This window comes from uncultured Demequina sp., assembly GCF_913055775.1.
In the GTDB taxonomy this organism is placed as follows: Bacteria; Actinomycetota; Actinomycetes; order Actinomycetales; family Demequinaceae; genus Demequina.
Map to the genome: position 1 here is coordinate 1 of NZ_CAJXJX010000040.1, position 20,778 is coordinate 20,778.

The window sequence follows — 20,778 nt, forward strand, 5'->3', positions numbered from 1 at the left end:
CGGCCCTGTACCATTTTCAGCGCCGCACTGGCCTCGATCAGCGTGATCCTTGCCGCGTCGAGAAAACCTGGCACGGCACGCCCGGCGCGCACGATATCGCTCATCATCTGGCCGGTGCCCGGGCCCAGCTCGACCAGCTGGACCACGGCCGGGCGGCCCATGTCGATCCAGACCTGTGCACACCACAGCCCGATCAGCTCGCCGAACATCTGGCTGACGGCGGGAGCAGTGATGAAATCCTCGCCCGCGCCGATCGGGTTCTTGGTCGCGTAATAGCCCTCGCGCGGATCGAACATCGCCTCGCCCATGAAGGCGGCGATGCTGATCGGCCCGCCATTGCGGATCCGCTCGGCAATCCGGCTGGCGATGGACATCAGTCGGGGTCTGCCACTTTCACCGGGGCCGGGGCGGGCTCATTCTTCAAGGCGCGATGGATCAGCCAGGCGCCGATGAAGATCATCGGGATCGACAGGATCATGCCCATCGTGATGTAGCCGCGCAGCGCTTCGGGCATGTGCGCATCGGGTTCGCGCACGGTTTCCAGCAGGGCGCGCGACAGCCCGTAGAGCACCATGAAGATGCCGGTATTGAGCCCGGGCCGCGACAGCGAACGGTGCTTCCAGGTGGCGAAATTCACCACCACGAAGATCAGCACGCCTTCTAGCGCCGCCTCGTAGAGCTGGCTCGGATGGCGCAGCGAACAGGTCGGGTCGGAGGCAAAGCGCATCGCCCAGGGAACATCGGTGACGCGGCCCCACAGCTCGCCATTGATGAAATTCGCCACGCGCCCGAAGAACAGGCCGATCGGCGCCACCACGGCGGCGGCATCGGCGATCCGCCAGAGATCGAGCTTGCGCGCGCGGGCGACGAAGAACAGGGCCAGCCCGACGCCGATCAGCCCGCCATGGAAAGCCATGCCGCCCTCGGTGATGCCACGCACCACCCACCACAGGCGCTCGCCGATTGAATCCGGCTGGGTCATGGCGCCGCGCAGCCCGGTCGTCATGTATTCCCAGGAATAGAAGATGACATAGCCGAGCCGGCCGCCGGCAATCACGCCGATCGTCGCCCACAACAGGAGATCGTCGACATCATCGACCGTGAAGGGCGAGCCCTTCGGCTTGCCGCTGGCCGGCACCCAGAGCTTGGGCCGCCGGGCGAGGCCGACCATGTAGCGCCAGCCGATCAGCAGGCCGGCAATGTAGGCCAGGGCGTACCAGCGGAGGTCAAACGGGCCGATGGAGAAGAGAACCGGGTCGATCAGATCGAAGCTCGGTTGGCAATCTTGCTGCATGTCCGCTCCTGCGCTGGCCTGCCACATTGCATCCGCGGCCCTGAAATCGCATATACGGTCGCGTAAGGAAAGAAGGCCTCGACATGCAAACCCGCAATCCGCTCTTCAACGACCTCGCCGACCTGATGACGGACGCCTTTGCCGCCGCCCAGTCCGCGGGCGAGGAAGCCCAGACCGTATTCCGTGCCCAGGCCGACAAGATGGCCGCGCGCATGGACTGGGTCAGCCGCGAGGAATTCGAGGCCGTCAAGGACGTGGCGCGGGCTGCCCGCGAGGAAGCCGATGCGCTGAAAGCCCGTGTCGAGGCGCTGGAAAAGGCCGCCACGAAGCCGGCCGCCCGCAAGGCCGCGCCGAAAACAGCCGCCAAAAAGCCGGCGGCGAAGAAATCCACGGCGAAAAAGCCCGCAACGCGGTCAAAGAAGAACTAATCCACGATTCGTAACCGCCGGTGCTATTGCCCCGGCTGAAAACCAAGCCCTAGGCTTTGTCCCATGACCTGCGCGATTCGCTGAAGCGTCTCCGCAGCAGGTCCGATTGGGGCAGCCCGCGCGAAAGGACCAGCGCAATGGAACTCGCTACAGAAACCGGCACATTCGAAAGCGATCCGCTCGACGCCGTCGAGCAGGCCGTGATTGCCGAGCAACTGCCCTATGAACGCGACGAGAGCGGCGAGCTGCACATGTCGGCCCCCGGCGCCTGGCGCGATCACCAGATATGGTTCGCCTGGCGACCCGATCACGATGCCATCCATATCTGTGCCAGCCTCGAGCTGAAAGCGCCGCGCGCCCGATTCCGCGAGGTCTGCGAACTGGCGGCCCGGCTCAATGAAAAGCTCTGGTACGGGCATTTCGATGTCTGGGAGGAGGATGGCGGCGTGGTCTGGCGCCATGGTGTGCCGATCCCGCCCGGCGAAACCCTCTCGCCTGCCCAGGCGGCGATGCTGATTTCCGCGGCCCGCGAGGCCGGCGAACGCTTCTACCCGGCTTTCCAATTCCTCGTCTGGGGCGGAAAGACGGTGGAGGAGGCGGCCCAGTCCGCCATGTTCGAAACCATTGGCGAGGCCTGACTTGGCAGACGCAGACAAGATTGCCCTGATCGGGGCCGGCCGCATGGGCGGCGCGCTCGCGGCGGGCTGGCTCCGCGGCAAGGGCAAGGTTGACCCGGAAAACCTGCTGATCTGCGCTCCGCGCGCGACCGAGGAGATGGGCGCGTTGATCCGCGAGCATGGCCTCAAGCGGATTGATGCGCTGGGACCGCGTACCGCCAAGGGCGTCGGCCTGGTCATCCTCGCCGTCAAGCCGCACGTGTTTTTCGAAATGGCCGACAGCCTGGCAGAAATCCTGCCCGACGATTGCGCCGTCATTTCTGTCATGGCCGGGGTCAATATCCGCACCATGACCGAATTGCTCGGCGACCGGCCGATCATCCGCGCCATGCCCAACACGCCGACCGCCATCGGCAAGGGTGTCATCGTCTGCGCTGCCAATGCCGCCGGTGAGACGCGCCGCAAGGAGGCTGACAAGCTGCTCAAGGTCGGCGGACGGGTGGAATGGATTGACGACGAGCGCCTGATGGGCGCGGTGACCGGCGTGTCCGGCTCGGGCCCCGCCTATTTCTTCCTGCTCGCCGAATCGCTGGCCGGGGCCGGTGAATCGCTCGGCCTGCCGCGCGAGCTCGCGGAAAGACTGGCGGCCGAAACCCTGGTCGGGGCAGGAGAGCTGATGAAGTCATCGGGCCTGACGCCGCAGGAATTGCGCCGCCAGGTGACCTCGCCGAACGGCACCACGCAGGCCGCGCTCGACGTGATGATGGGCGGCTCCGCCCTGCCGGAACTGATGCGCCACGCCGTCGCCGCGGCCGAGCGCCGCTCGCGCCAGCTGGGTGACAGCAACCGGAACTAGCTGTCGGAGCTGGGCGGGATCCAGGGCAGAAGCGCGCGCAGGAAAAGCTGGCCCGAAAACCCGACATCGCCCTGCAAATCCCGGTCGATTCGTACGCCGCGTGTCATCCGCACCACGACGAGGTCATGGTCCGGCAATATGTAGAGCCGCTGGTCGCCGGAGCCTGCCGCATAGAAGACATTCGGGAAATTGGCGGGTGCCGCCGCGGCATCCGTGCGGGCCGAGCGGAAGCGGCTGCGGGGTTCCACCCCCTCGCGATGCACCCACCAGCCCATGCCGTAAATGCGCATGAAACGCTGCTCGGAAAACGCCGCCACCGCCTCGGCATCCAGCAGGCGTGTGTCGCCGATTTCACCGCCTTGCAGCACCAGATAGCCGAACCGGGCCCAGTGCATCGGGGTCATTTCCACGCCTTCCGACAAGAGCGGGTCGTCGCGGTAGAAGGACCAGGACGCGACATCGGCATCGATCGGGATCAGCACGCGCGAGCGCAGATAGTCCGCCGGCGACATGTCGGTACCGGCCGCTTCCAGCTTGCGCCGCATGATCTCGCCGAACACGGCAAACGGGCGCGGACCATAGGAAAAGCGTGTGCCCGGATCATGGCGCGCACGGGAATCCACCGCACCCTCATAGGAGACATAGCGGTCCTGCACGACATGGATACCGCTCACCAGCGACAGTAATTGCCGGATCGTGATCTGCGACAGGCGTTCATCGTCCTGCCATTCGGTCAGCGTGTCCGCGACCGGCTCGTCAAGGGTCAGGAGGCCGTCCTCGACCGCCGCGGCAGCCATGGCGGCCGTCAGGCTCTTCGTGCCGCTGGCCAGCTCCCAGGCATCGTCCGCCTCGACATTGAGATAGTGCTCGCACACAACCGCGCCCTGGTGGACCACCACCACGGCGACGCCCTGGTAGCGGTCGGAATAACGTGCCGCGGCCTCGCAATCGATTTCGAATGCCGGTGACTGCGCCTGCGCGGCGCTTATGCCCAGCCAGGCGATCAGACCCAGGATCAAAACACGCATGCAGCCTCCCGGTCCCCGGTTTCCCGGCCCCTGTCTCCTAGCGACGTCTCCCGGCCCCTTGAGCACCCCTGCTCAGGTGCGAGGCTGGCGCACCGGGCGAAAAGTGCAATTCACGATGGAGTGAGGCTTCCCCGCCCTGCGACACGTCACGGCCGCGCCGCATCAGGTGTTCACCACCATCCATGAGGATGGTTTCGCCCGTCATGGCCGGGCTGGCGACGATAAAGCGTACCGTGCGCACGATGTCATCCGGCGTGGAGCCGCCCTCCATCGGGTTGTCGAGATGCGCCGTGTCGAACGCGGCATCGCTCATGCCCGGCGCGGGCAGGGTGAGGCCCGGCGCGATGCCGTTGACCCGCACGCGCGGCGCGAACTGCATCGCCATTGCTTCGGTCGCCGTGTGAAGCCCGGCCTTGGCGAGCGTGTAGCTGAAATGGTCCGGGTTCAGGTTGAACAGCTTCTGGTCCAGGAGATTGATGATGCAGCCGGAATTGCGCGCCGTGTGCCCCTCGGCCACGACCGAGGCCAGCAGGGCGGGGGCGACCAGGTTGATATTGAGGATGCGCTGCATCCCGGCGGCATCGAGCTTGTCGGCGCTGTCAAAATCGAAGACGGATGCGGAGTTCACCAGCACATCGATCCGGCCCAGCCCGCGCACCAGGGTGGCGAGCGTATCGACCTTTTCGAGGTCGAACTGCACCGCCTCGGCCTCGCCGCCGGCGGAACGGATCTGCGCGACCACATCGCCCGCTTCGTCGGCCGAATGGTTGAAATGGACCCAGGCCTTGTAGCCGTCCGCGGCGAGCGCTTTGGCTATGGCTGCGCCGAGGCGCTTGCCAGCACCGGTCACGAGCGCGATTTTAGACCCCATGAAAGCCTCCCGGCCTGAAAATCCCCCCCACGTCGCGGAAGATGCCGCTGCGCCCCCCGAGGAGGGCACGTCCGGCCTGACCGGACCCGAGGTGATTGCATCTTACGTCAAGCGGCTGCCGGCGAAACCCGGCGTCTACCGCATGTACGGGAAGGATGGTGACATTCTTTATGTCGGCAAGGCCAAGAACCTGAAAAACCGGGTCTCGAACTATGCCAAGGGCGGCGGGCACAATAACCGCATCGCGCTGATGATCGCGCTGACCCGGTCGATGGAATTCGTTGTCACCGAGACCGAGACCGAGGCCCTGCTGCTCGAGGCCAATCTCATCAAGCGCCTGAAGCCGCGCTTCAACGTCATCCTGCGCGATGACAAGTCCTTCCCCTATATTCTGATCCGCACCGACCACGCTGCCCCGCAGATCCGCAAGCACCGCGGCGCGCGCAAGGCGAAGGGGATGTATTTCGGCCCGTTCGCCAGCGCCGGCGCGGTCAATGCCACGCTCAACACGCTGCAGAAGGCCTTCCTCCTGCGCACCTGCACCGACAGCGTCTATGAAGGCCGCACCCGGCCCTGCATGCTCTACCAGATCAAGCGTTGTGCCGGCCCCTGCGTCGATCTCGTCACGCCGGAGGCCTACCAGGAACTCGTCGGCGAGGCCGAGGCCTTCCTGCGCGGCCGCTCCAATGCGCTGCGCGAGGATTTGAGCCGGCAGATGAGCAAAGCCTCCGATGCGCTGGACTTTGAAGGCGCCGCCCGGCTGCGCGACCGGATCCGCGCCATTGCGGCGGTGACCACCGACCAGGGCATCAACCCGGACGGGGTGGAAGAAGCCGATATCGTCGCGCTGGCCCAGGAAGGCGGGAAATCCTGTGTCCAGGTTTTCTTCTACCGCGCCGGTCAGAACTGGGGAAACCAGAGCTTCTTCCCCAAGCATGAGGCCGAGTCCGAGCCGTCGGAAATTCTCTCCGCCTTCCTGGCGCAATTCTATGATGACCGGCCGGCGCCGGCGATCATCATGACCTCGCACCCGGTCGAGGAGGCCGAACTGATCGGCGAGGCGCTGACCCTGCGCGCCAGCCGCAAGGTGACGGTGACCTGCCCGCAGCGCGGCCAGAAGAAGAAGCTGGTCGACCGCACGCAGGCGAATGCGCGCGAGGCGCTGGGCCGCCGCCTGTCGGAAAGCGCCACCCAGGCGAAGCTGCTGAAAGGCGTGGCGAAAGTGTTCGGCCTCGACGAGCCGCCGCAGCGCATCGAGGTCTATGACAACTCCCATATCCAGGGCTCGAATGCGCTGGGCGCGATGATCGTGGCCGGGCCGGACGGTTTCTCGAAGACGCATTACCGGCGCTTCAACATGAAGGGCGATGACGCCGCCACGAATGACGATTTCGCGATGATGGCCGCCATGCTGCGCCGCCGCTTTGCGCGCCTCCTCAAGGAAAAGGAGGAGGGCGCCCCGGTGCCCGACCTCGTGCTCATCGATGGCGGCAAGGGGCAGCTCTCCGTCGTGCTGGACGTGATGGAGGAGCTCGGCGTCACCGATGTGCCGGTCGCGGCCATCGCCAAGGGGCCGGAGCGCGATGCCGGGCGCGAGGCGTTCTACATGCCCGGCAAGCCGCCCTTCAAACTGCCGATGAACGATCCGGTCCTGTATTATCTCCAGCGCCTGCGCGATGAAGCTCACCGCTTCGCCATTGGCGGCCACAGGGCGAAGCGCCAGAAGGCGATGCGCGAAAACCCGCTTGATTCCATCCCCGGTATCGGGCCATCCCGGAAGAAGGCGCTGCTCGCGCATTTCGGTTCCGCCAAGGCGGTCGAACGCGCCGCGCTCGCCGACCTTGAAGCCGTTGAAGGGGTCTCCGCCGCCATGGCCAAACGCATTCACGACTGGTTCCAGCAATGATCTTCAACCCGCCCAACGTCCTCACCGCCTTCCGCCTCGTCGCCGGCCCGCTCGGTGCGCTCTTCCTGTGGTGGGGGCTGACCGCCAGCACCGACGAACAGCTCGTCACCTGGTGGAGCTATGCCCTGGCGCTGTTTGTCGCCGGGGCCGTCACCGACTGGATCGATGGCTGGCTGGCGCGCCGCCTCGGGCAGGTGACCGCGTTCGGCGCGCTGCTCAGCCAGGGCATCGGCGACACGATCCGCGTCTCGCTGTCCGCGCCTCCGGTCGAGGAGGTGAAGGTCGGCATTCAGATCCTGCAGGCTCTCAACCTGCGCGAGCGCAAACTCGAGATCGTGTCCTGTCCCTCGTGCGGCCGCGCTCAGGTCGATGTCTACGAGCTCGCGGAGAAGGTCACCGCGGGGCTCGAGGGCATGGAGGTGCCGCTGCGTGTCGCCGTGATGGGGTGCGTGGTGAACGGCCCCGGCGAGGCTCGCGAGGCGGACCTGGGCGTCGCCTCCGGCAACGGCAAGGGCCAGATCTTCGTGAAGGGCGAGGTCATCAAGACGGTGCCCGAGTCGCAGATCGTCGAGACCCTGATCGACGAGGCCATGCGCATCGCCGAGACCATGGAGCCCGAGGAGGGTGCGTCTCCCCAGGTGGTCGCGACGTCATGACGGACTCGCTGCTCCGGCGCGCTCAGCACTCGCTGACGCCGGCGCAGCGCCGTGACCTGGACGTGCTCGCCGCGCTGTGCGAGGCGGATCCGGTCGCGACCGTGGTTCCCGCGATGCACATCGAGGCCGCGCGTCGCTCCGGGGTGATGCCTGCGGGGCTGTGGGTCGTCAGGCGCCGGACGGGCTGGGGCCGGGAGACCGTCGGCCTCATCTGGGCCAGCGCCAACCTGTGCGCGGTGCTGCCCTCCACCGGCGACCCCGACACGGACGAGGAGCTGCGAGCCGACATCGCCGCCGCGATGGTGGGACGGCTGTCGAGGCCGGCAGCGCTGGTGGGGGAGTCGTCGCTCACGTTGGACCTGTGGGGACGGGTCGAGCCCTGGTGGGGCCCCGCTCGCGAGGTGCGCGAGCGCCAGGTGTCGATGGTGATCGACCAGGCCGCGCGTCACGTGCCTGCCCTCGGGGCGGACGATCTCGCGCTCGAGGCGGTGAGGCCGGCGCGGGATAGCGACTACGACGCTCTGCTGCCCGCGTGCGTGCACATGTTCATCGGCGAGGTCGGCTACGACCCGATGCGTCATGGCCGGGCCGCGTACGAGGACCGCCTGCGCTGGCTGGTGCGTTCGGGCCGGGCGTATGTGCAGTACGGGCGGGTGCAGGGCCGGCGCGCGATCGTCTTCAAGGCCGAGGTGGGCGCCCTGGGCGGGGGAGTCGCGCAGCTCCAGGGAGTGTGGGTGCATCCCGAACTGCGAGGACGCGGGCTGGCGCGTGCGGGCCTCGCGGCGGTGATCTCGGCCGTGCGCGCGGATCACGCGCCGATCGTGTCGCTGTACGTCAACGACTTCAACGAGGCAGCGCTCGCGACCTATGACGCCGTCGGATTCCGACGCGTGGGCACCTTTGCCACCGTGATGTTCTAAGCGTCCCCAAACGGACTTATTGGGGGGGCATCGGACGCCGGCGGCGTGACTTTGGCCACAGGTGTCCTCGATCTGCTGACGATTCCTTCTCGTACCCGATAACGTTGGCGCGCTGACTGCCGTTGGCGCCGCATCGAGGCGATGTCGGTGCCGTGAGACTGAGGGGAACAGATGACCACCCACACGCGCGCACCCCGAGTGCGCGACACGCGCCGCGTGAGGCCGATCGCCGCACTCGCCGCATTCGCGACCGCCGCCGCTGGCCTGACCGCCAGCGCTACCGCGGCAGGCGCCACGACCGACCCGACTCCCGAGACCGCGTATGGCTTCGCGGCCGACGTGTCGAGCATTAGCAGCCTCGGCTTCACCGCCTGGTCGATGGAGGAGTTCGGCAAGCAGATCGAGCTCGGCGGAGAGGCCCGCGGTCTCGACAGCGTGACCGTCGCCCTGCAGAGCTACGCGTGCGCCGACGGCTCGTGGAACAAGGCCGACTGCCTGACCGAGGACGAGTCCGCCACCTGGAGCCACCCGATCACGGTGAACGTGTACGGCGTGCCCGAGGATGGCGTCCTCGACGAGAGCCGCGAGCCCATCGCCACGATCACCGAGACGGTGGAGATTCCTTTCCGCCCCAGCGCCGACGTGGACGTCTGCACCGAGGCTGACGGCAAGCTCGGCTACTACTGGGACGAGGAGAACGCCCGGTGCGCGACCTCGATCGTGCACGAGGTGACGCTGGACTTCTCGACGCTCGGCGTCGCGCTGCCCGACGAGGTCGTCGTGGGCGTGCACGCCCCCACGAGCCGCTTCTACTCGGACCTGTACCCCGCGGGCGGCTACTACGACAGCCTGAACGTCGCGCTGACCGACGTCGCGCCCGTCGTGGGCACGGACCCGTTCCCCGAGCGGCTGTACTTCGACAGCACGTACGCCAGCGCGTTCTACACCGGTGACCGCACCGCGACCCACGGACTCTTCCAGTCCTCGAATGGCTGGTACGGCGAGGGTGAGGACGGCTGGTACTACAACCCGCTGATCTCGGTCGCCACCGTTCCGGTCGCTCAGCAGGCGGCGGCTGTCTACGGCTTCGAGACCGCAGCGGACGTCGCTGACTCCGACAATGGCCTCCCGAACGTCACGATCGTGGAGACCAGCGCCGAGATGCCCGCGGCCGCCGGCTGCTACTACGCCGTCGCACCGCAGAACCCTGCAGGCGACGACTACGTCTACCAGTTCACGCGCTTCGGCGGCTACACCTCGGTGTTCCCGACCGACGGCTGGACCACCAGCGCCGACTTCTACCTCGACACCGCGGTGGACACCGGCGACTCGCTCAACCAGTTCGACTGGTCGGTCGCAGCGAACGGCACCGACGGCGCTCACGAGCGCGATTTCATCTTCCACGCGCAGTCGGCAGGCGCCGGCTCCTGGACCCTCGGCGCCTCGAACAACTCGGGCCACGAGGGCGTGGGCGTGGGCGCGCTCTCCGGTGACACCTTCGAGATCACCGAGTCCGGCTGGTACACCGTGTCGCACACGTTTGCGGATGTCGACGGCGTGCTGTCGGTCGACATCTCGGTCGCGGACGCCGAGGGCTCCGTGCTCAAGACCTGGACGCGTTCGAACGAGGGTGACGTCATCAACCTGACCGTGGGCGGAAGCCGCTACGGCTGGCTCGTCGTCAACGGCTTCGACGCTCTCCCGATCGACAACGTGACCATCAACGCGGAGCGTCCGACCGAGGGTTGCGCCCCCGCGGACTTCACCGCGCTCGACGCGGCGCTCGTCACGGCGGGCGAGCTCGTCGAGGAGCACTACACCACCGACTCGTTCGCCGCGGTCGTGGCAGCGGTTGCCGGTGCGGGTGACGTCGAGGGCGCGTTCGTCTTCCAGCAGGACGAGGTGGACGCTGCGACTGCAGCGATCACTGCGGCCATCGATGCTCTCGAGCTGCTCCCGGCGGACGTCGCGCAGCTCGAGCTCGCGCTCATCGCGGCCGGCGAGGTCGACCGCGACGGTCGCACGCCCGAGTCGCTCGACCTGCTCGACGCGGCCGTCATCATCGGCAACGGTGCTCTCGACGCGACCATCGTGGAGCAGGACCAGGTGGACGCGGCGGTCGCCGTGATCGAGGCGGCCATCGAGGCGCTCGACTACCTCCCGGCGAACATCGACGCGCTGAACGCCGCGATCGCCGCCGCTGAGGCGGCCGACCGCGACGGCCGCACGTCGGCGTCGCTCGCCGCGCTCGACAGCGCGGTGGACGTCGCCCAGGGCCTGCTCGGTGCGAACATCACCGCTCAGGACCAGGTCGCCGCGGCAGCCGCCGCGGTCCTGGAGGCCATCGACGGCCTCGCCTACCGCCCCGCCGACACGACCGCTCTCGCCGCCGTGCTCGACAAGATCGACGCGGTGAACCTCGCCAAGTACACGAAGCCGACCGTGGCCCGTGTCACGGCGGCGCTCGTGGGCGCCGAGGACCTCCTGGACGCGGACATCCGTGCTCAGGCGGCCGTGGATGCCAAGGCCACCAAGCTCCAGCGGGCGTTCACCGCGCTCGTGCGGATCCCGACGTTCTCGGACATCGCCACCAGCCCGTTCAAGACCCACATCCAGTGGCTCGCGGCCGAGGGCGTGACCACCGGGTACGCGGACGGCACCTACCGTCCCCTGGGAAGCATCAACCGCGATGCGCTGGCGGCGTTCCTGTACCGCTGGGCCGGTTCGCCGGAGTTCACTGCGCCGGCCACCTCGCCGTTCGCGGATGTCTCCACGTCGCACCCGTTCTACAAGGAGATCTCCTGGCTTGCGGCCGAGGGCATCTCCACGGGCTGGAGCGTCTCCGGGGGCAAGGAGTTCCGTCCCTACGAGCCCATCGACCGCAACGCGATGGCAGCCTTCCTGTTCCGCTTCGCGGATGTGAAGGGGTACGCGGCTCCCAGCACGTCGCCGTTCCTGGACGTGGCGCCGGGAGACAAGTTCTACAAGGAGATGGCGTGGCTCGCCGAGGCCGGCATCTCCACGGGCTGGAGCGTCTCGGGCGGCAAGGAGTTCCGTGCTGACGAGTCGATTACCCGCGAGGCGATGGCGGCGTTCCTGTACCGCATGAGCGCCTAGCAGCCGCACCAGGAGATCCACCTCCAGTCGAGGCCCCGGGACCGCATGGTCCCGGGGCCTCGACCCGTGAGGGCGAGCGGCGATTCGCACCGGGGTGAGGGTCGGTCGATAGCGACTATCCGCACCCATCGAACGTCGCGCGAGTGAGATCAACCACACCCGCATCGATCCTGTTCAAACGTCATTATCAGTCGCGATAACCTTTCGAGCGACGTACCGCCGTCGACTCCCGTGGAGGGTGCGCCGGCTCCATTCATCTGAGGGGACTTCATGACCACCGCATCGACTTCAAGCACGGGCTTCGTGGTGCTGCGCAGCAAGGCGCTGGCCGTCGCCGCGGCCGCAGCCCTGGCCGCCGCGTCCATCACTGCCACCGCGAGTGCCGCAGGCGCGGCCGACGGCGACGTCGTGTACTCGTCCCAGCCTGTTACGGCCCCTGCGTCGTACCCGAGCATCGGCTTCAACGCGCGTTCGACGCTCGCTGTCGGCGACCTGGTGGAGCTCGGTGGCACCGCGCGCATGCTGGAGGCCGTCGAGGTCAGCTTCAACAGCTGGGCGTGTGAGACGGGCACCTGGAACAGCGGCTGCGACACGGACCCCGCGGGCGGTTCCTTCTCGCACCCCATCACCGCGACGGTGTACGCCGTGACCGGCACGGGCGCCTCCGCTGCCCCCGGTGCCGTGCTCGCCGAGGTCACCCAGGACGTCGACGTACCGTTCCGCCCCGCACCGAACGAGGCCGAATGCGGCGCCGGGAGCACCGCCTGGCACGACGCTGCCCTGGACACTTGCCAGAACGGCTTCTCGTTCCCGATCGAGTTCGACTTCACCAGCGCCGGAGTGCGCCTGCCGGAGCAGGTCATCGTGGCCTTCTCGACCCTCACGAGCAAGAACAGCTCGCTGCCTGCGGGCCCGTACGACAGCCTCAACATCGACCTCGGCAACGCGGGCGCTTCCGTGGGCACCGATGTCGACGCGGACGCCTTCCTGATCGACGCCTACGCGAACGTGGGCTACCTCGACGGCGGCGCGGGTGGACTCAACACGCTGCGTCAGGACTTCGGGTGGACCGGCTACGAGCCCGTCTTTGCGATCTACGCCACCGCAGTCCCGGACCTGACGTCCAGCGTGATCGACTTCGAGACCGCCAGCGACGTGGCCTCGGCTGACGGCGGCCTGAGCGGCGCGACCATTGTCGAAGGCGCCGATGCGATGGCTGCGGCCGCCGGCTGCTTCTTCGCGACGGCACCCGTGGTCGAGTACTCGGCCGACGTGTTCACGCGCTACTCCGGCTACAGCTCGGTGTTCCCGGACGGCGGCTACACCGCTTCTGCCGACTTCTACCTCGGCACCACTGCTGACGCCGGCCAGTTCTCGTGGTCGCACGCCGTGAACGGCGCCGACGGCAACCACCAGCGTGACTTCATCTTCCACGCGGACTCGGACGGCGCGGGCAACTGGACCGTGGGGGTGAGCAACAACGTCGTGACCACGCCGCCGTTCATCACCACCTACCCCACGACGCCTGTCGCGATCTCCGAGGAGGGCTGGTACACGTTCCAGCACACCATCCGTGAGGACGCCGGGCTCCTGTACGTCGACCTCGCCGTTCTGGACGCCAACGGCGTCGAGCTCGAGTCGTGGACCCTGGGTGGCAACGCTGCGGACCAGGTCCCCAGCGCCGTGGGCGGCAACCGCTACGGCTGGCTCGTCAACAACGCCTTCGACGGACTCGCGATCGACAACGTGCTGCTGAACGCGGAGCGCCCCACCGGCGCTTGCGTCGTCGCGGAGCCCGACACCACGCCCGACACGGAGTCTGACGCCGTCGCGGACGCTGACGCCGCCATTCCGGTCACGGCTGAGCCGACCTACGCGGGCTAAGCCCTCGCGCACCTGAGCGGCGCGGTCGTCCTCCTGCGCGGAGGCGGCCGCGCCGCTGGCGTTCTCCCGCGAGAGAGGCGACCCCGTCCGCACTGCACCCCACCCCCGCGCCACTAGGCTTGTCCCCATGCTCCGCATGTCCACGCTCTTCCTCCGCACGCTCCGCGAGGACCCGGCCGACGCCGAGGTCGCCTCCCACAAGCTCCTGGTCCGCGCCGGCTACATCCGCCGCGCCGCGCCCGGCATCTACTCGTGGATGCCGCTGGGCCTGAAGGTCCTCGCCAAGGTCGAGGCCGTGGTGCGCGAGGAGATGGAAGCCGCTGGCAGCCAGGAGGTGCACTTCCCGGCGCTGTTGGGCAAGGACCCGTACGAGGCGTCGGGCCGCTGGGAGGAGTACGGGCCCAACCTCTTCCGGCTGCAGGACCGCAAGGGCACGGACATGCTGCTGGCGCCCACCCACGAGGAGATGTTCACCCTCCTGGTCAAGGATCTGTACAGCAGCTACAAGGACCTGCCGCTGTCGCTGTTCCAGATCCAGACCAAGTACCGCGACGAGGCGCGCCCGCGTGCCGGGCTGCTGCGCGGACGCGAGTTCATCATGAAGGACGCCTACACCTTCGACATCGACGACGCGGGCCTCGACGCGGCGTACCAGATTCAGCGCGAGGCCTACATTCGCATCTTCGACCGGCTGGGCATCGACTACGTGATCGTCAACGCGATGTCCGGCGCCATGGGCGGGTCGAAGTCCGAGGAGTTCCTGGCTCCCACCGAGATCGGCGAGGACACTTTCGTGCGGTCGCCCGGCGGCTACGCCGCCAACGTCGAGGCCGTCACGACCCCGGTGCCCGATGCGCTGGACTGGACTGACGCTCCCGCGGCGCACGTGGAGGACACTCCCGACACCCCGACCATCGAGACCCTGGTCGCCGCCGCGAACGCGGACCACCCCCGTCCCGACCGCCCGTGGACCGCGGCGGACACGCTGAAGAACGTGGTCATCGCCGCTACCAACCCGGCAGGAGAGCGCGGCGTGCTGGTCGTCGGCGTGCCCGGCGACCGCGACGTCGACATGACGCGCCTCGAGGCGGCCCTGGCGCCTGCGACCGTGGAGCCCGCGACGGAGGAGGACCTCAAGGTGCACCCGGAGCTCGTGAAGGGCTACATCGGCCCCGGCGTGCTGGGTCCCCAGGCCCGGCCTGCGGACATCGAGTTCCTCGCCGAGGACGACGCGACCATCCCGTACATGCTCGACCCGCGCATCGTCCCGGGCACTCGCTGGATCACCGGCGCCAACGAGCACGGCAAGCACGTGTTCGACCTGGTCGCGGGACGGGACTTCGTGGGCGACGGCACGATCGAGGCGGCTCAGGTGTGCGCCGGCGACCCGGCTCCCGACGGCTCGGGCCCTCTCGAGCTCGCCCGCGGCGTCGAGATCGGCCACATCTTCCAGTTGGGCCGCAAGTACGCCGAGGCCCTCGACCTCAAGGTGCTCGACGTCAACGGCAAGCAGCAGGTCGTCACCATGGGCTCGTACGGCATCGGCGTCACGCGCGTGCTGGCGCTGCTCGCGGAGCTCAACAACGACGAGCTCGGCCTGCGCTGGCCCGCGCACGTAGCGCCGGTCCATGTCCACGTGGTCGCGACCGGCAAGGACCAGGAGGTCTTCGACACGGCCGCGCGCCTCGCGACCGAGCTCGAGGACGCCGGCATCGAGGTCCTCTACGACGATCGCCCCAAGGTCTCGCCCGGCGTGAAGTTCAAGGATGCCGAGCTCATCGGCGCGCCCTTCATCCTCGTGGTGGGGCGTGGCCTCGCGGACGGCGAGGTCGAGCTCAAGGTGCGGGCCGAGGGCTCGAGCGAGAACCTGCCGGTGGCCGATGCGGTGGCCACAGTGGCCGCGCGCGTCGAGAGGGCTCTCGGGTAGGGCCTTCAGGCCTTCACGCGGTCTGCTTCCAGGGTCGTGCGTGACGCAGATCCGTCGCCCGGTACCCGAACCGTCGGAAGCTGCGCGACCAGCGCAGCGTGGCGCGGCGCTTCGCCTTCGAACGTGCGGCCCGACCGGTGGACGGGAGGTCAGGCGAGCCCTGGTCGCGCGAAGCGACCGGCATCGTCGTGGCGCCCGACCAGATCTCCTCGTACTTGCTGAGTGCCGAAGGGTCGATGCCAGCCACGGCTCGCGGGTCGACCTCGATCTCGAGGAAGCGCTCGAGCTGGGCGACCGCGGGCCCAGGGTCGAGAATGAGGTCCTCGTAGCGAAGCACCAGGAGGTGATCGATGCTGCGCTGGTCTGCGGCGAACATCCCGTGTGCGCTGAGCCAACTCCGCACTGGCCTGTCAAGGTCCCATCCGGAGCGTTCGCTCGCCCGGTCGGACCACTTCTTGACCGCGATCGCCTGCGAGATCGGGTGTCGTGTGATCGCCACCATGCGTGCGCCAGGGAATGCCGCCTGGAGGTAGCGGAACTTCGTCAGGTTGATGGGTGACTTCTCGACCAGCAGCTCGCACGACATATCCCAATGCGGCTTCCATGCGTCCCACAGGCGTGCGGGATGGTCCTCACCGAGGTGATTCTCCGTGAGGTGGGCGCGCGGATCGAGCCCCCAGATGACAGGCCCGCCATAGTCCCGACCCGTGGGGAAGACGTCCTGAAGGTGCTGCCCCTCTCCCATGGGAGACAGCTCGTGCGAAAAGCCCGAAGCGCGAGGAGACGAAGCGATCAGGTCGGCCAGCAGCGTCGTGCCGCTCCTGTGCATTCCGCCGATGAAGACCATCCGATAGTCGGTCTGATTCATGTGATTCCGTCTTCTCGTCGGCGATCTGGACGCCACCAGCGGGTCGCCAGCACGCGACTCGCGGGGGCGGTGCTGACACCCGCGGGCGGGGTCACGAGTCGATCCCGGGCAGTGCTGGCACTGTCCACGCTGCCGCGGATGGCTCGCCGAATGCCGCCGCCTGCGCGTACGCGTCGAATGCCGCGTTGAGCAGCCACGGCACTTCGTCGGGACGTGCCCCGAGCGCGAGGCCCGCGTAGGTCGCCCCCAACCCGTTCTCGAGCGCGACCGCTGTCGAGAGGCGCGCGTCGTGATCGCGGTAGTCGTCGAGCAGCAGCGTGTAGGTCGCGGAGCGGGGATCCTCGACGCCGGGCTGGGCGGCGAGGGCCGATGCGCGGGCTGCCTGGAGATCGCGCCGTTGCAGCCAGGTGTCCCGTTCGTCCCCGGACGCACTCGCGGCCATGACCTCGTAGGCGTACCTGGCCTGGTCGTGGGCGAGTGCGAGCTCGGCGACCGTCGCCGTGGGCATGGCGGTGCTCTCCGGCACGGGGGAGGCGTGAGGCAGGGATGCGCTCGACAGCGAGCGCTCCTCGACCACGGCGAGCTCCGCGCTCGAGATGCGATCCTCCACCCAGACCGCGAACCAATCGCTGAGCGCCTGCGACAGGCCAGCGGAACGCAGCAGCGCCGCGAGATCGGGGTCCTCGGTCGTGAGGCCGTCCGCGAGATGGCCATCGCGCGCTGACGCCACCGCCTCCGTGGGGTTCGGCATGTCCTGCGCCGTCCAGTCGCCGGACGGGCTGGGCGACGGGCTCGCGTCCGGGTACGCGACGTAGACGCCGCCGAGCGCGTCGAGCCGCACGGGCGCCGCGACGGCCTCGAGCTCGGCGAGCACGTGCGCCTGCGCGGTCGCGGCGGCCGTGAACGGCGACACGGCGTCGATGACGGCCTGCTCGCGCTCGGCGGCAGCGTCGCGGGTGACGGTGGTGGTGTCAGGCGACGGCCAGTCCGGCGGCGGCGTCTCCGCGCGCCACGAGCAGCCGGACACCCCGACGGCGGCGAGAGCGACCGCGCCTGCCGCGGCGACGGCTCGGCCGAGTGTCGCGCGTCGTGGCCGGTCCGTCATGGCCGTCATCCTACGGCTCCGCGCAGGTAGACTGGCGGCGACCGAATTTCAGGAACGGAGCGCGTCGAGCGCAGGAGGCGGGGCCCATGGACCTCTCGAACAGGATCGCCGAGCTCGCCGCACCCGCAGCTCGCGAGGCGGGCCTCGAACTCGATGGCGTCACCGTCTCGCCCGCGGGCAAGAAGACGCGCGTGACCGTCACCGTCGATCTGCCGGAGACCGAGATCGGCAGCGCGGACCTCGATGCCGTCGCGACCGCCTCGCGCGCCATCGGAGCCGCCCTCGACGCGGCGAACGTGCCTTCGACCCCGTACGTCCTCGAGATCTCGACCCCCGGCACGGATCGCCCGTTGACCGAGCGTCGGCACTTCCTGCGCGCCCGGACCAGGAAGGTCGCACTCGCCCTCGTCGACGGCACCGAGGTGACCGCGCGCCTCACCGCGGTCGAGGACGACGTCCTCGTGCTCGATGCGCCGCACGGCGAGGAGCGCATCCAGATCGCGGACGTGGCCGAGGGCCGTATCGAGGTCGAGCTCAAGCGTCTGGACCAGGAGGACTGATGGACATCGACCTGTACGCACTCAAGGCGCTCGAGAAGGAGCGCGACGTGCGCTTCGACGTGCTACTCGACGCCATCGAGCAGGCGCTGGTCTCCGCGTATCACAAGACGCCCGGCGCCTACCGGCATGCCAGGGCCGTCGTGGACCGCGACACCGGCAAGGTGTCGATCCTCGCGCGCGAGGAGCCCGAGCCGGACAGCGAGACGGAGGTCGAGGACCAGCCGGAGTTCGACGACACCCCGGAGAACTTCGGTCGGATCGCCACGGCCACGGCGCGACAGGTGATCGTTCAGCGCATGCGCCAGGTGGGCGACGACGCGGTCCTGGGTCAGTACGCGGGCAAGGAGGGGCAGATCGTCTCCGGGATCATCCAGCAGAGCGCGGACCCCCGGAACGTCCACGTCGACATCGGCGAGACGGAGGCGCTGCTGCCTCCCCACGAGCAGGTGCCCACCGAGTCCTACGAGCACGGCCAGCGCCTGCGCGGCTACGTCCTGGAGGTCACGCGGGGCCAGAAGGGTCCGTCCATCACCTTGTCCCGCACGCATCCCGGCCTGGTGCGCAAGCTGTTCGAGCTCGAGGTGCCTGAGATCGCGGACGGCACGGTCGAGATCATGAGCCTCGCTCGGGAGGCCGGCCACCGCACCAAGATGGCGGTGCGCGCGACCGAGCCGGGCGTGAACGCCAAGGGAGCCTGCATCGGCCCCATGGGCTCCCGGGTGCGCGCGGTGATGAGTGAGCTCCACGGCGAGAAGATCGACATCGTCGACTGGGACGAGGACCCCGCGACCTTCGTGGGCAACGCGTTGTCGCCGTCGCGAGTGGTCTCCGTGACCGTGGTCGACGAGGAGGCCCGCGCGGCTCGCGTGGTGGTCCCGGACTTCCACCTGTCGCTCGCGATCGGCAAGGAGGGCCAGAACGCCCGCCTCGCCGCGCGGCTCACCGGATGGCGCATCGACATCCGATCGGATGAGGCGCCCGATGTTCCCGGGCGCGCCGAGCCCCCGCGTCCCTAGCCGAGCCGCGGAACCGTTAGACTGATGGAGCCGAGTTCGCCTTCCGGTGACATCGACGCGCGTTCGCACGGACCTGTGCGCACGTGTGTGGGATGCCGCCGCCAGGCGTCTCGGTCGGTCTTGGTGCGACTCGCGCTGGACGGCGACCGGGTGGTCGTCGACGAGCGCAAGGAGCTTCCGGGACGGGGTGCGTGGCTGCATCCCGACTCCGACTGTCTCGCGCTGGCACTGCGTCGTTCGAGCATCGGGAGGGCATTGCGCTCTCCTGGCGCCGATGCGTCCGGTGTGGCCCTTCCCGGGCACGCGAGCACCGAGACCGCCACGTCCGCCATCGAAGTCAAGGGATGAAAGCCCATGAGCGACCGATGAGTACCTCACGATGAGTACCCACTCGTAACGATGGTTCGACCCTGCCTCGGTCGGACCGAGACAGGAGAATTGTGGCAAAGCCCCGCGTTCATGAGATCGCGAAAGAGCTCGGAGTCTCGAGCAAGGATCTGATCGCCAAGCTGAACGAGCTCGGCGAGTACGTCAAGGGAGCGTCCTCCGCTCTCGAGGCGCCCGTCGTGCGCAAGGCGCGCGAAGCGTTCCCCGCGGAGTCGGGCGACGCGGCCACGTCTGCGGCGAAGCCCGCCGCGAAGACGGCTGCCAAGCCTGCCGCGAAGCCCGCAGCCAAGCCCGCGGCGAAGCCGGGACCCAAGCCCGGACCCAAGCCCCCCGCTCCCGCCGAGGAGGCGGCTCCCTCCGCTCCGGAGGCGAAGCCCGCCGCCGCATCGGCCGAGCAGGCCCCTGCCACGGACGCGCCCGCCGCTCCTGCAGCGGCCGGAGGCCCCTCGCCCGCGGACATGCCCAAGCCGCGCCCGCGTCCCGGCGGCAACAACCCGTTCTCGGACCGCAGCGCCGGCCCCCGCCCGCGCCCGCGTCCCGGCGGCAACAACCCGTTCCAGACCCAGCGTCCCGGCGGTCGTCCCGGCACGCCTGGCGGTCGTGGACCCGGTGGTCCCGGCGGTGCCGGTGGCCCGGGTCGCGGACCGCGCCCCACGCCGGGTCAGATGCCCAACCGCACGCCCGGCGGCCCCGGTGCCCCGGCAGGTCGCGGCGGCCCCGGCGGTCGTGGACCCGGCGGTCCCGGCGGTCGCGGTCCCGGTGGCCCCGGCGGCTTCGGCGGCCCCGGTGGCCGTCCGGCGCCTGGTGGTCGTGGACGCGGCGGCGGCACGGCCGGCGCATTCGGACGCCAGGGTGGCAAGCCCGCCCGCTCGCGGAAGTCGAAGCGGGCCAAGCGGGCCGAGTACGAGCAGCAGCAGGCGCCGGCCATTGGCGGCGTCCAGATCCCTCGCGGTGATGGAGAGACGCTGCTCCGTCTGCGCCGCGGCGCGACGCTGACGGACTTCGCCGAGAAGATCGACGTCAACCCGGCGTCGCTCGTGACGGTCCTGTTCCACCTGGGCGAGATGGCCACGGCCACGCAGTCCCTGGACGAGGACACGTTCGAGACGCTGGGTGCCGAGCTGGGCTACAAGATCCAGATCGTGTCCCCCGAGGACGAGGACAAGGAGCTGCTCGAGGACTTCAACATCGACCTCGACGCCGAGCTCGAGGCCGAGACTGACGAGGACCTCGAGGCGCGTCCTCCGGTGGTCACCGTCATGGGTCACGTCGACCACGGAAAGACGCGCCTGCTGGACTCGATCCGCAAGGCGGACGTCATCTCCGGCGAGGCCGGCG

General features: G+C 68.8%; 19 protein-coding genes. 13 read left to right on the forward strand and 6 right to left on the reverse strand.

Going from position 1 to position 20,778, the window contains the following annotated elements; all coding sequences use genetic code 11:
• On the reverse strand, positions 1 to 374 hold a 374-nt coding region (locus QZ483_RS05755; RefSeq protein WP_297082035.1), incomplete at its 3' end, for an SAM-dependent methyltransferase.
• Positions 374 to 1,294 carry a prolipoprotein diacylglyceryl transferase gene (gene lgt / locus QZ483_RS05760; protein WP_297082036.1) on the reverse strand — a complete coding sequence of 307 codons (921 nt, stop codon included), beginning with the start codon at positions 1,292 to 1,294 and terminating at the stop codon, positions 374 to 376. The genes QZ483_RS05755 and lgt, both read right to left, overlap by 1 nt.
• Before the next feature lie 83 nt (positions 1,295 to 1,377).
• On the opposite strand from lgt, the gene QZ483_RS05765 reads away from it, so the two are divergent.
• The 3 genes from QZ483_RS05765 (at position 1,378) to proC (ending at position 3,195) form a co-directional block, all read left to right on the forward strand.
• Entirely contained in the window at positions 1,378 to 1,722 is a 345-nt protein-coding gene (locus tag QZ483_RS05765) for an accessory factor UbiK family protein (RefSeq protein WP_297082037.1), read from the forward strand.
• Positions 1,723 to 1,859: 137 nt separating this feature from the next.
• Positions 1,860 to 2,360: a YbjN domain-containing protein gene (locus tag QZ483_RS05770; RefSeq protein ID WP_297082038.1), complete on the forward strand. Its 501-nt coding sequence runs from the start codon at positions 1,860 to 1,862 to the stop codon at positions 2,358 to 2,360.
• 1 nt (position 2,361) lies between these two features.
• Entirely contained in the window at positions 2,362 to 3,195 is an 834-nt protein-coding gene (gene proC / locus QZ483_RS05775; protein ID WP_297082039.1) for a pyrroline-5-carboxylate reductase, read from the forward strand.
• Here proC and QZ483_RS05780 read toward each other — a convergent pair.
• Positions 3,192 to 4,223, reverse strand: coding sequence for a serine hydrolase (locus tag QZ483_RS05780; RefSeq protein ID WP_297082040.1), 1,032 nt, complete (start codon positions 4,221 to 4,223; stop codon positions 3,192 to 3,194). The two genes, proC and QZ483_RS05780, sit on opposite strands and share 4 nt — an antisense overlap.
• 37 nt (positions 4,224 to 4,260) lie before the next feature.
• Positions 4,261 to 5,073, reverse strand: a complete 813-nt coding sequence (locus QZ483_RS05785; protein WP_297082041.1) for an SDR family NAD(P)-dependent oxidoreductase — start codon at positions 5,071 to 5,073, stop codon at positions 4,261 to 4,263.
• Between the two features lie 19 nt (positions 5,074 to 5,092).
• Here QZ483_RS05785 and uvrC point away from each other — a divergent pair, with 19 nt between their 5' ends.
• From uvrC to QZ483_RS05815, 6 genes are all read left to right on the forward strand, one after another.
• On the forward strand, positions 5,093 to 7,000 hold the full coding sequence (uvrC, locus tag QZ483_RS05790; protein ID WP_297082042.1) for an excinuclease ABC subunit UvrC: 1,908 nt from the start codon (positions 5,093 to 5,095) through the stop codon (positions 6,998 to 7,000).
• Positions 6,997 to 7,656, forward strand: a complete 660-nt coding sequence (locus QZ483_RS05795; protein ID WP_297082043.1) for a flavodoxin-dependent (E)-4-hydroxy-3-methylbut-2-enyl-diphosphate synthase — start codon at positions 6,997 to 6,999, stop codon at positions 7,654 to 7,656. Before uvrC ends, QZ483_RS05795 begins: the two co-directional genes overlap by 4 nt.
• Positions 7,653 to 8,576 (forward strand): GNAT family N-acetyltransferase, encoded by a 924-nt coding sequence (locus QZ483_RS05800; protein WP_297082044.1) that lies wholly within the window; start codon positions 7,653 to 7,655, stop codon positions 8,574 to 8,576. The genes QZ483_RS05795 and QZ483_RS05800 overlap by 4 nt, the downstream gene beginning before the upstream one ends.
• A 171-nt stretch (positions 8,577 to 8,747) precedes the next feature.
• Positions 8,748 to 11,693 carry an S-layer homology domain-containing protein gene (locus QZ483_RS05805; RefSeq protein WP_297082045.1) on the forward strand — a complete coding sequence of 982 codons (2,946 nt, stop codon included), beginning with the start codon at positions 8,748 to 8,750 and terminating at the stop codon, positions 11,691 to 11,693.
• 270 nt (positions 11,694 to 11,963) lie between these two features.
• Positions 11,964 to 13,577: a hypothetical protein gene (locus QZ483_RS05810; RefSeq protein ID WP_297082046.1), complete on the forward strand. Its 1,614-nt coding sequence runs from the start codon at positions 11,964 to 11,966 to the stop codon at positions 13,575 to 13,577.
• Between the two features lie 136 nt (positions 13,578 to 13,713).
• A complete protein-coding gene (locus QZ483_RS05815) occupies positions 13,714 to 15,504 on the forward strand; it encodes a proline--tRNA ligase (RefSeq protein WP_297082053.1) in 1,791 nt (596 codons plus the stop codon).
• 13 nt (positions 15,505 to 15,517) lie between these two features.
• On the opposite strand, the gene QZ483_RS05820 is transcribed toward QZ483_RS05815, so the two are convergent.
• Together QZ483_RS05820 and QZ483_RS05825 are read right to left on the reverse strand one after the other, a co-directional pair.
• Complete coding sequence (locus QZ483_RS05820; protein WP_297082047.1) at positions 15,518 to 16,372, reverse strand: sulfotransferase; 855 nt, start codon at positions 16,370 to 16,372, stop codon at positions 15,518 to 15,520.
• Positions 16,373 to 16,463: 91 nt separating this feature from the next.
• Positions 16,464 to 17,477 carry a hypothetical protein gene (locus QZ483_RS05825; RefSeq protein WP_297082048.1) on the reverse strand — a complete coding sequence of 338 codons (1,014 nt, stop codon included), beginning with the start codon at positions 17,475 to 17,477 and terminating at the stop codon, positions 16,464 to 16,466.
• A gap of 86 nt (positions 17,478 to 17,563) precedes the next feature.
• Between QZ483_RS05825 and rimP the strand changes: the two genes are divergently transcribed.
• The 4 genes from rimP to QZ483_RS05845 all read left to right on the forward strand — a co-directional run.
• Complete coding sequence (gene rimP, locus QZ483_RS05830; protein WP_297082049.1) at positions 17,564 to 18,037, forward strand: ribosome maturation factor RimP; 474 nt, start codon at positions 17,564 to 17,566, stop codon at positions 18,035 to 18,037.
• Complete coding sequence (nusA, locus tag QZ483_RS05835) at positions 18,037 to 19,053, forward strand: transcription termination factor NusA (RefSeq protein ID WP_297082050.1); 1,017 nt, start codon at positions 18,037 to 18,039, stop codon at positions 19,051 to 19,053. The genes rimP and nusA overlap by 1 nt, the downstream gene beginning before the upstream one ends.
• A gap of 24 nt (positions 19,054 to 19,077) precedes the next feature.
• The gene (locus QZ483_RS05840) at positions 19,078 to 19,401 is read left to right on the forward strand and encodes a YlxR family protein (RefSeq protein WP_297082051.1); all 324 of its coding nucleotides are present in this window, start codon (positions 19,078 to 19,080) and stop codon (positions 19,399 to 19,401) included.
• A 92-nt stretch (positions 19,402 to 19,493) separates the two neighbouring features.
• On the forward strand, positions 19,494 to 20,778 hold a 1,285-nt coding region (locus tag QZ483_RS05845), incomplete at its 3' end, for a translation initiation factor IF-2 N-terminal domain-containing protein (protein WP_297082052.1).

Bases quoted from the DNA above. Each gene is read 5' to 3' on its own strand.
- QZ483_RS05795 (WP_297082043.1), top strand. From the start codon at position 6,997: ATGATCTTCAACCCGCCCAACGTCCTCACCGCCTTCCGCCTCGTCGCC.
- uvrC (WP_297082042.1), top strand. From the start codon at position 5,093: ATGAAAGCCTCCCGGCCTGAAAATCCCCCCCACGTCGCGGAAGATGCC.
- lgt (WP_297082036.1), bottom strand. From the start codon at position 1,294: ATGCAGCAAGATTGCCAACCGAGCTTCGATCTGATCGACCCGGTTCTC.
- QZ483_RS05840 (WP_297082051.1), top strand. From the start codon at position 19,078: ATGGAGCCGAGTTCGCCTTCCGGTGACATCGACGCGCGTTCGCACGGA.
- QZ483_RS05815 (WP_297082053.1), top strand. From the start codon at position 13,714: ATGTCCACGCTCTTCCTCCGCACGCTCCGCGAGGACCCGGCCGACGCC.
- rimP (WP_297082049.1), top strand. From the start codon at position 17,564: ATGGACCTCTCGAACAGGATCGCCGAGCTCGCCGCACCCGCAGCTCGC.
- QZ483_RS05810 (WP_297082046.1), top strand. From the start codon at position 11,964: ATGACCACCGCATCGACTTCAAGCACGGGCTTCGTGGTGCTGCGCAGC.
- nusA (WP_297082050.1), top strand. From the start codon at position 18,037: ATGGACATCGACCTGTACGCACTCAAGGCGCTCGAGAAGGAGCGCGAC.
- QZ483_RS05805 (WP_297082045.1), top strand. From the start codon at position 8,748: ATGACCACCCACACGCGCGCACCCCGAGTGCGCGACACGCGCCGCGTG.
- QZ483_RS05820 (WP_297082047.1), bottom strand. From the start codon at position 16,372: ATGAATCAGACCGACTATCGGATGGTCTTCATCGGCGGAATGCACAGG.
- QZ483_RS05780 (WP_297082040.1), bottom strand. From the start codon at position 4,223: ATGCGTGTTTTGATCCTGGGTCTGATCGCCTGGCTGGGCATAAGCGCC.
- QZ483_RS05825 (WP_297082048.1), bottom strand. From the start codon at position 17,477: ATGACGGACCGGCCACGACGCGCGACACTCGGCCGAGCCGTCGCCGCG.
- QZ483_RS05765 (WP_297082037.1), top strand. From the start codon at position 1,378: ATGCAAACCCGCAATCCGCTCTTCAACGACCTCGCCGACCTGATGACG.
- QZ483_RS05800 (WP_297082044.1), top strand. From the start codon at position 7,653: ATGACGGACTCGCTGCTCCGGCGCGCTCAGCACTCGCTGACGCCGGCG.
- QZ483_RS05770 (WP_297082038.1), top strand. From the start codon at position 1,860: ATGGAACTCGCTACAGAAACCGGCACATTCGAAAGCGATCCGCTCGAC.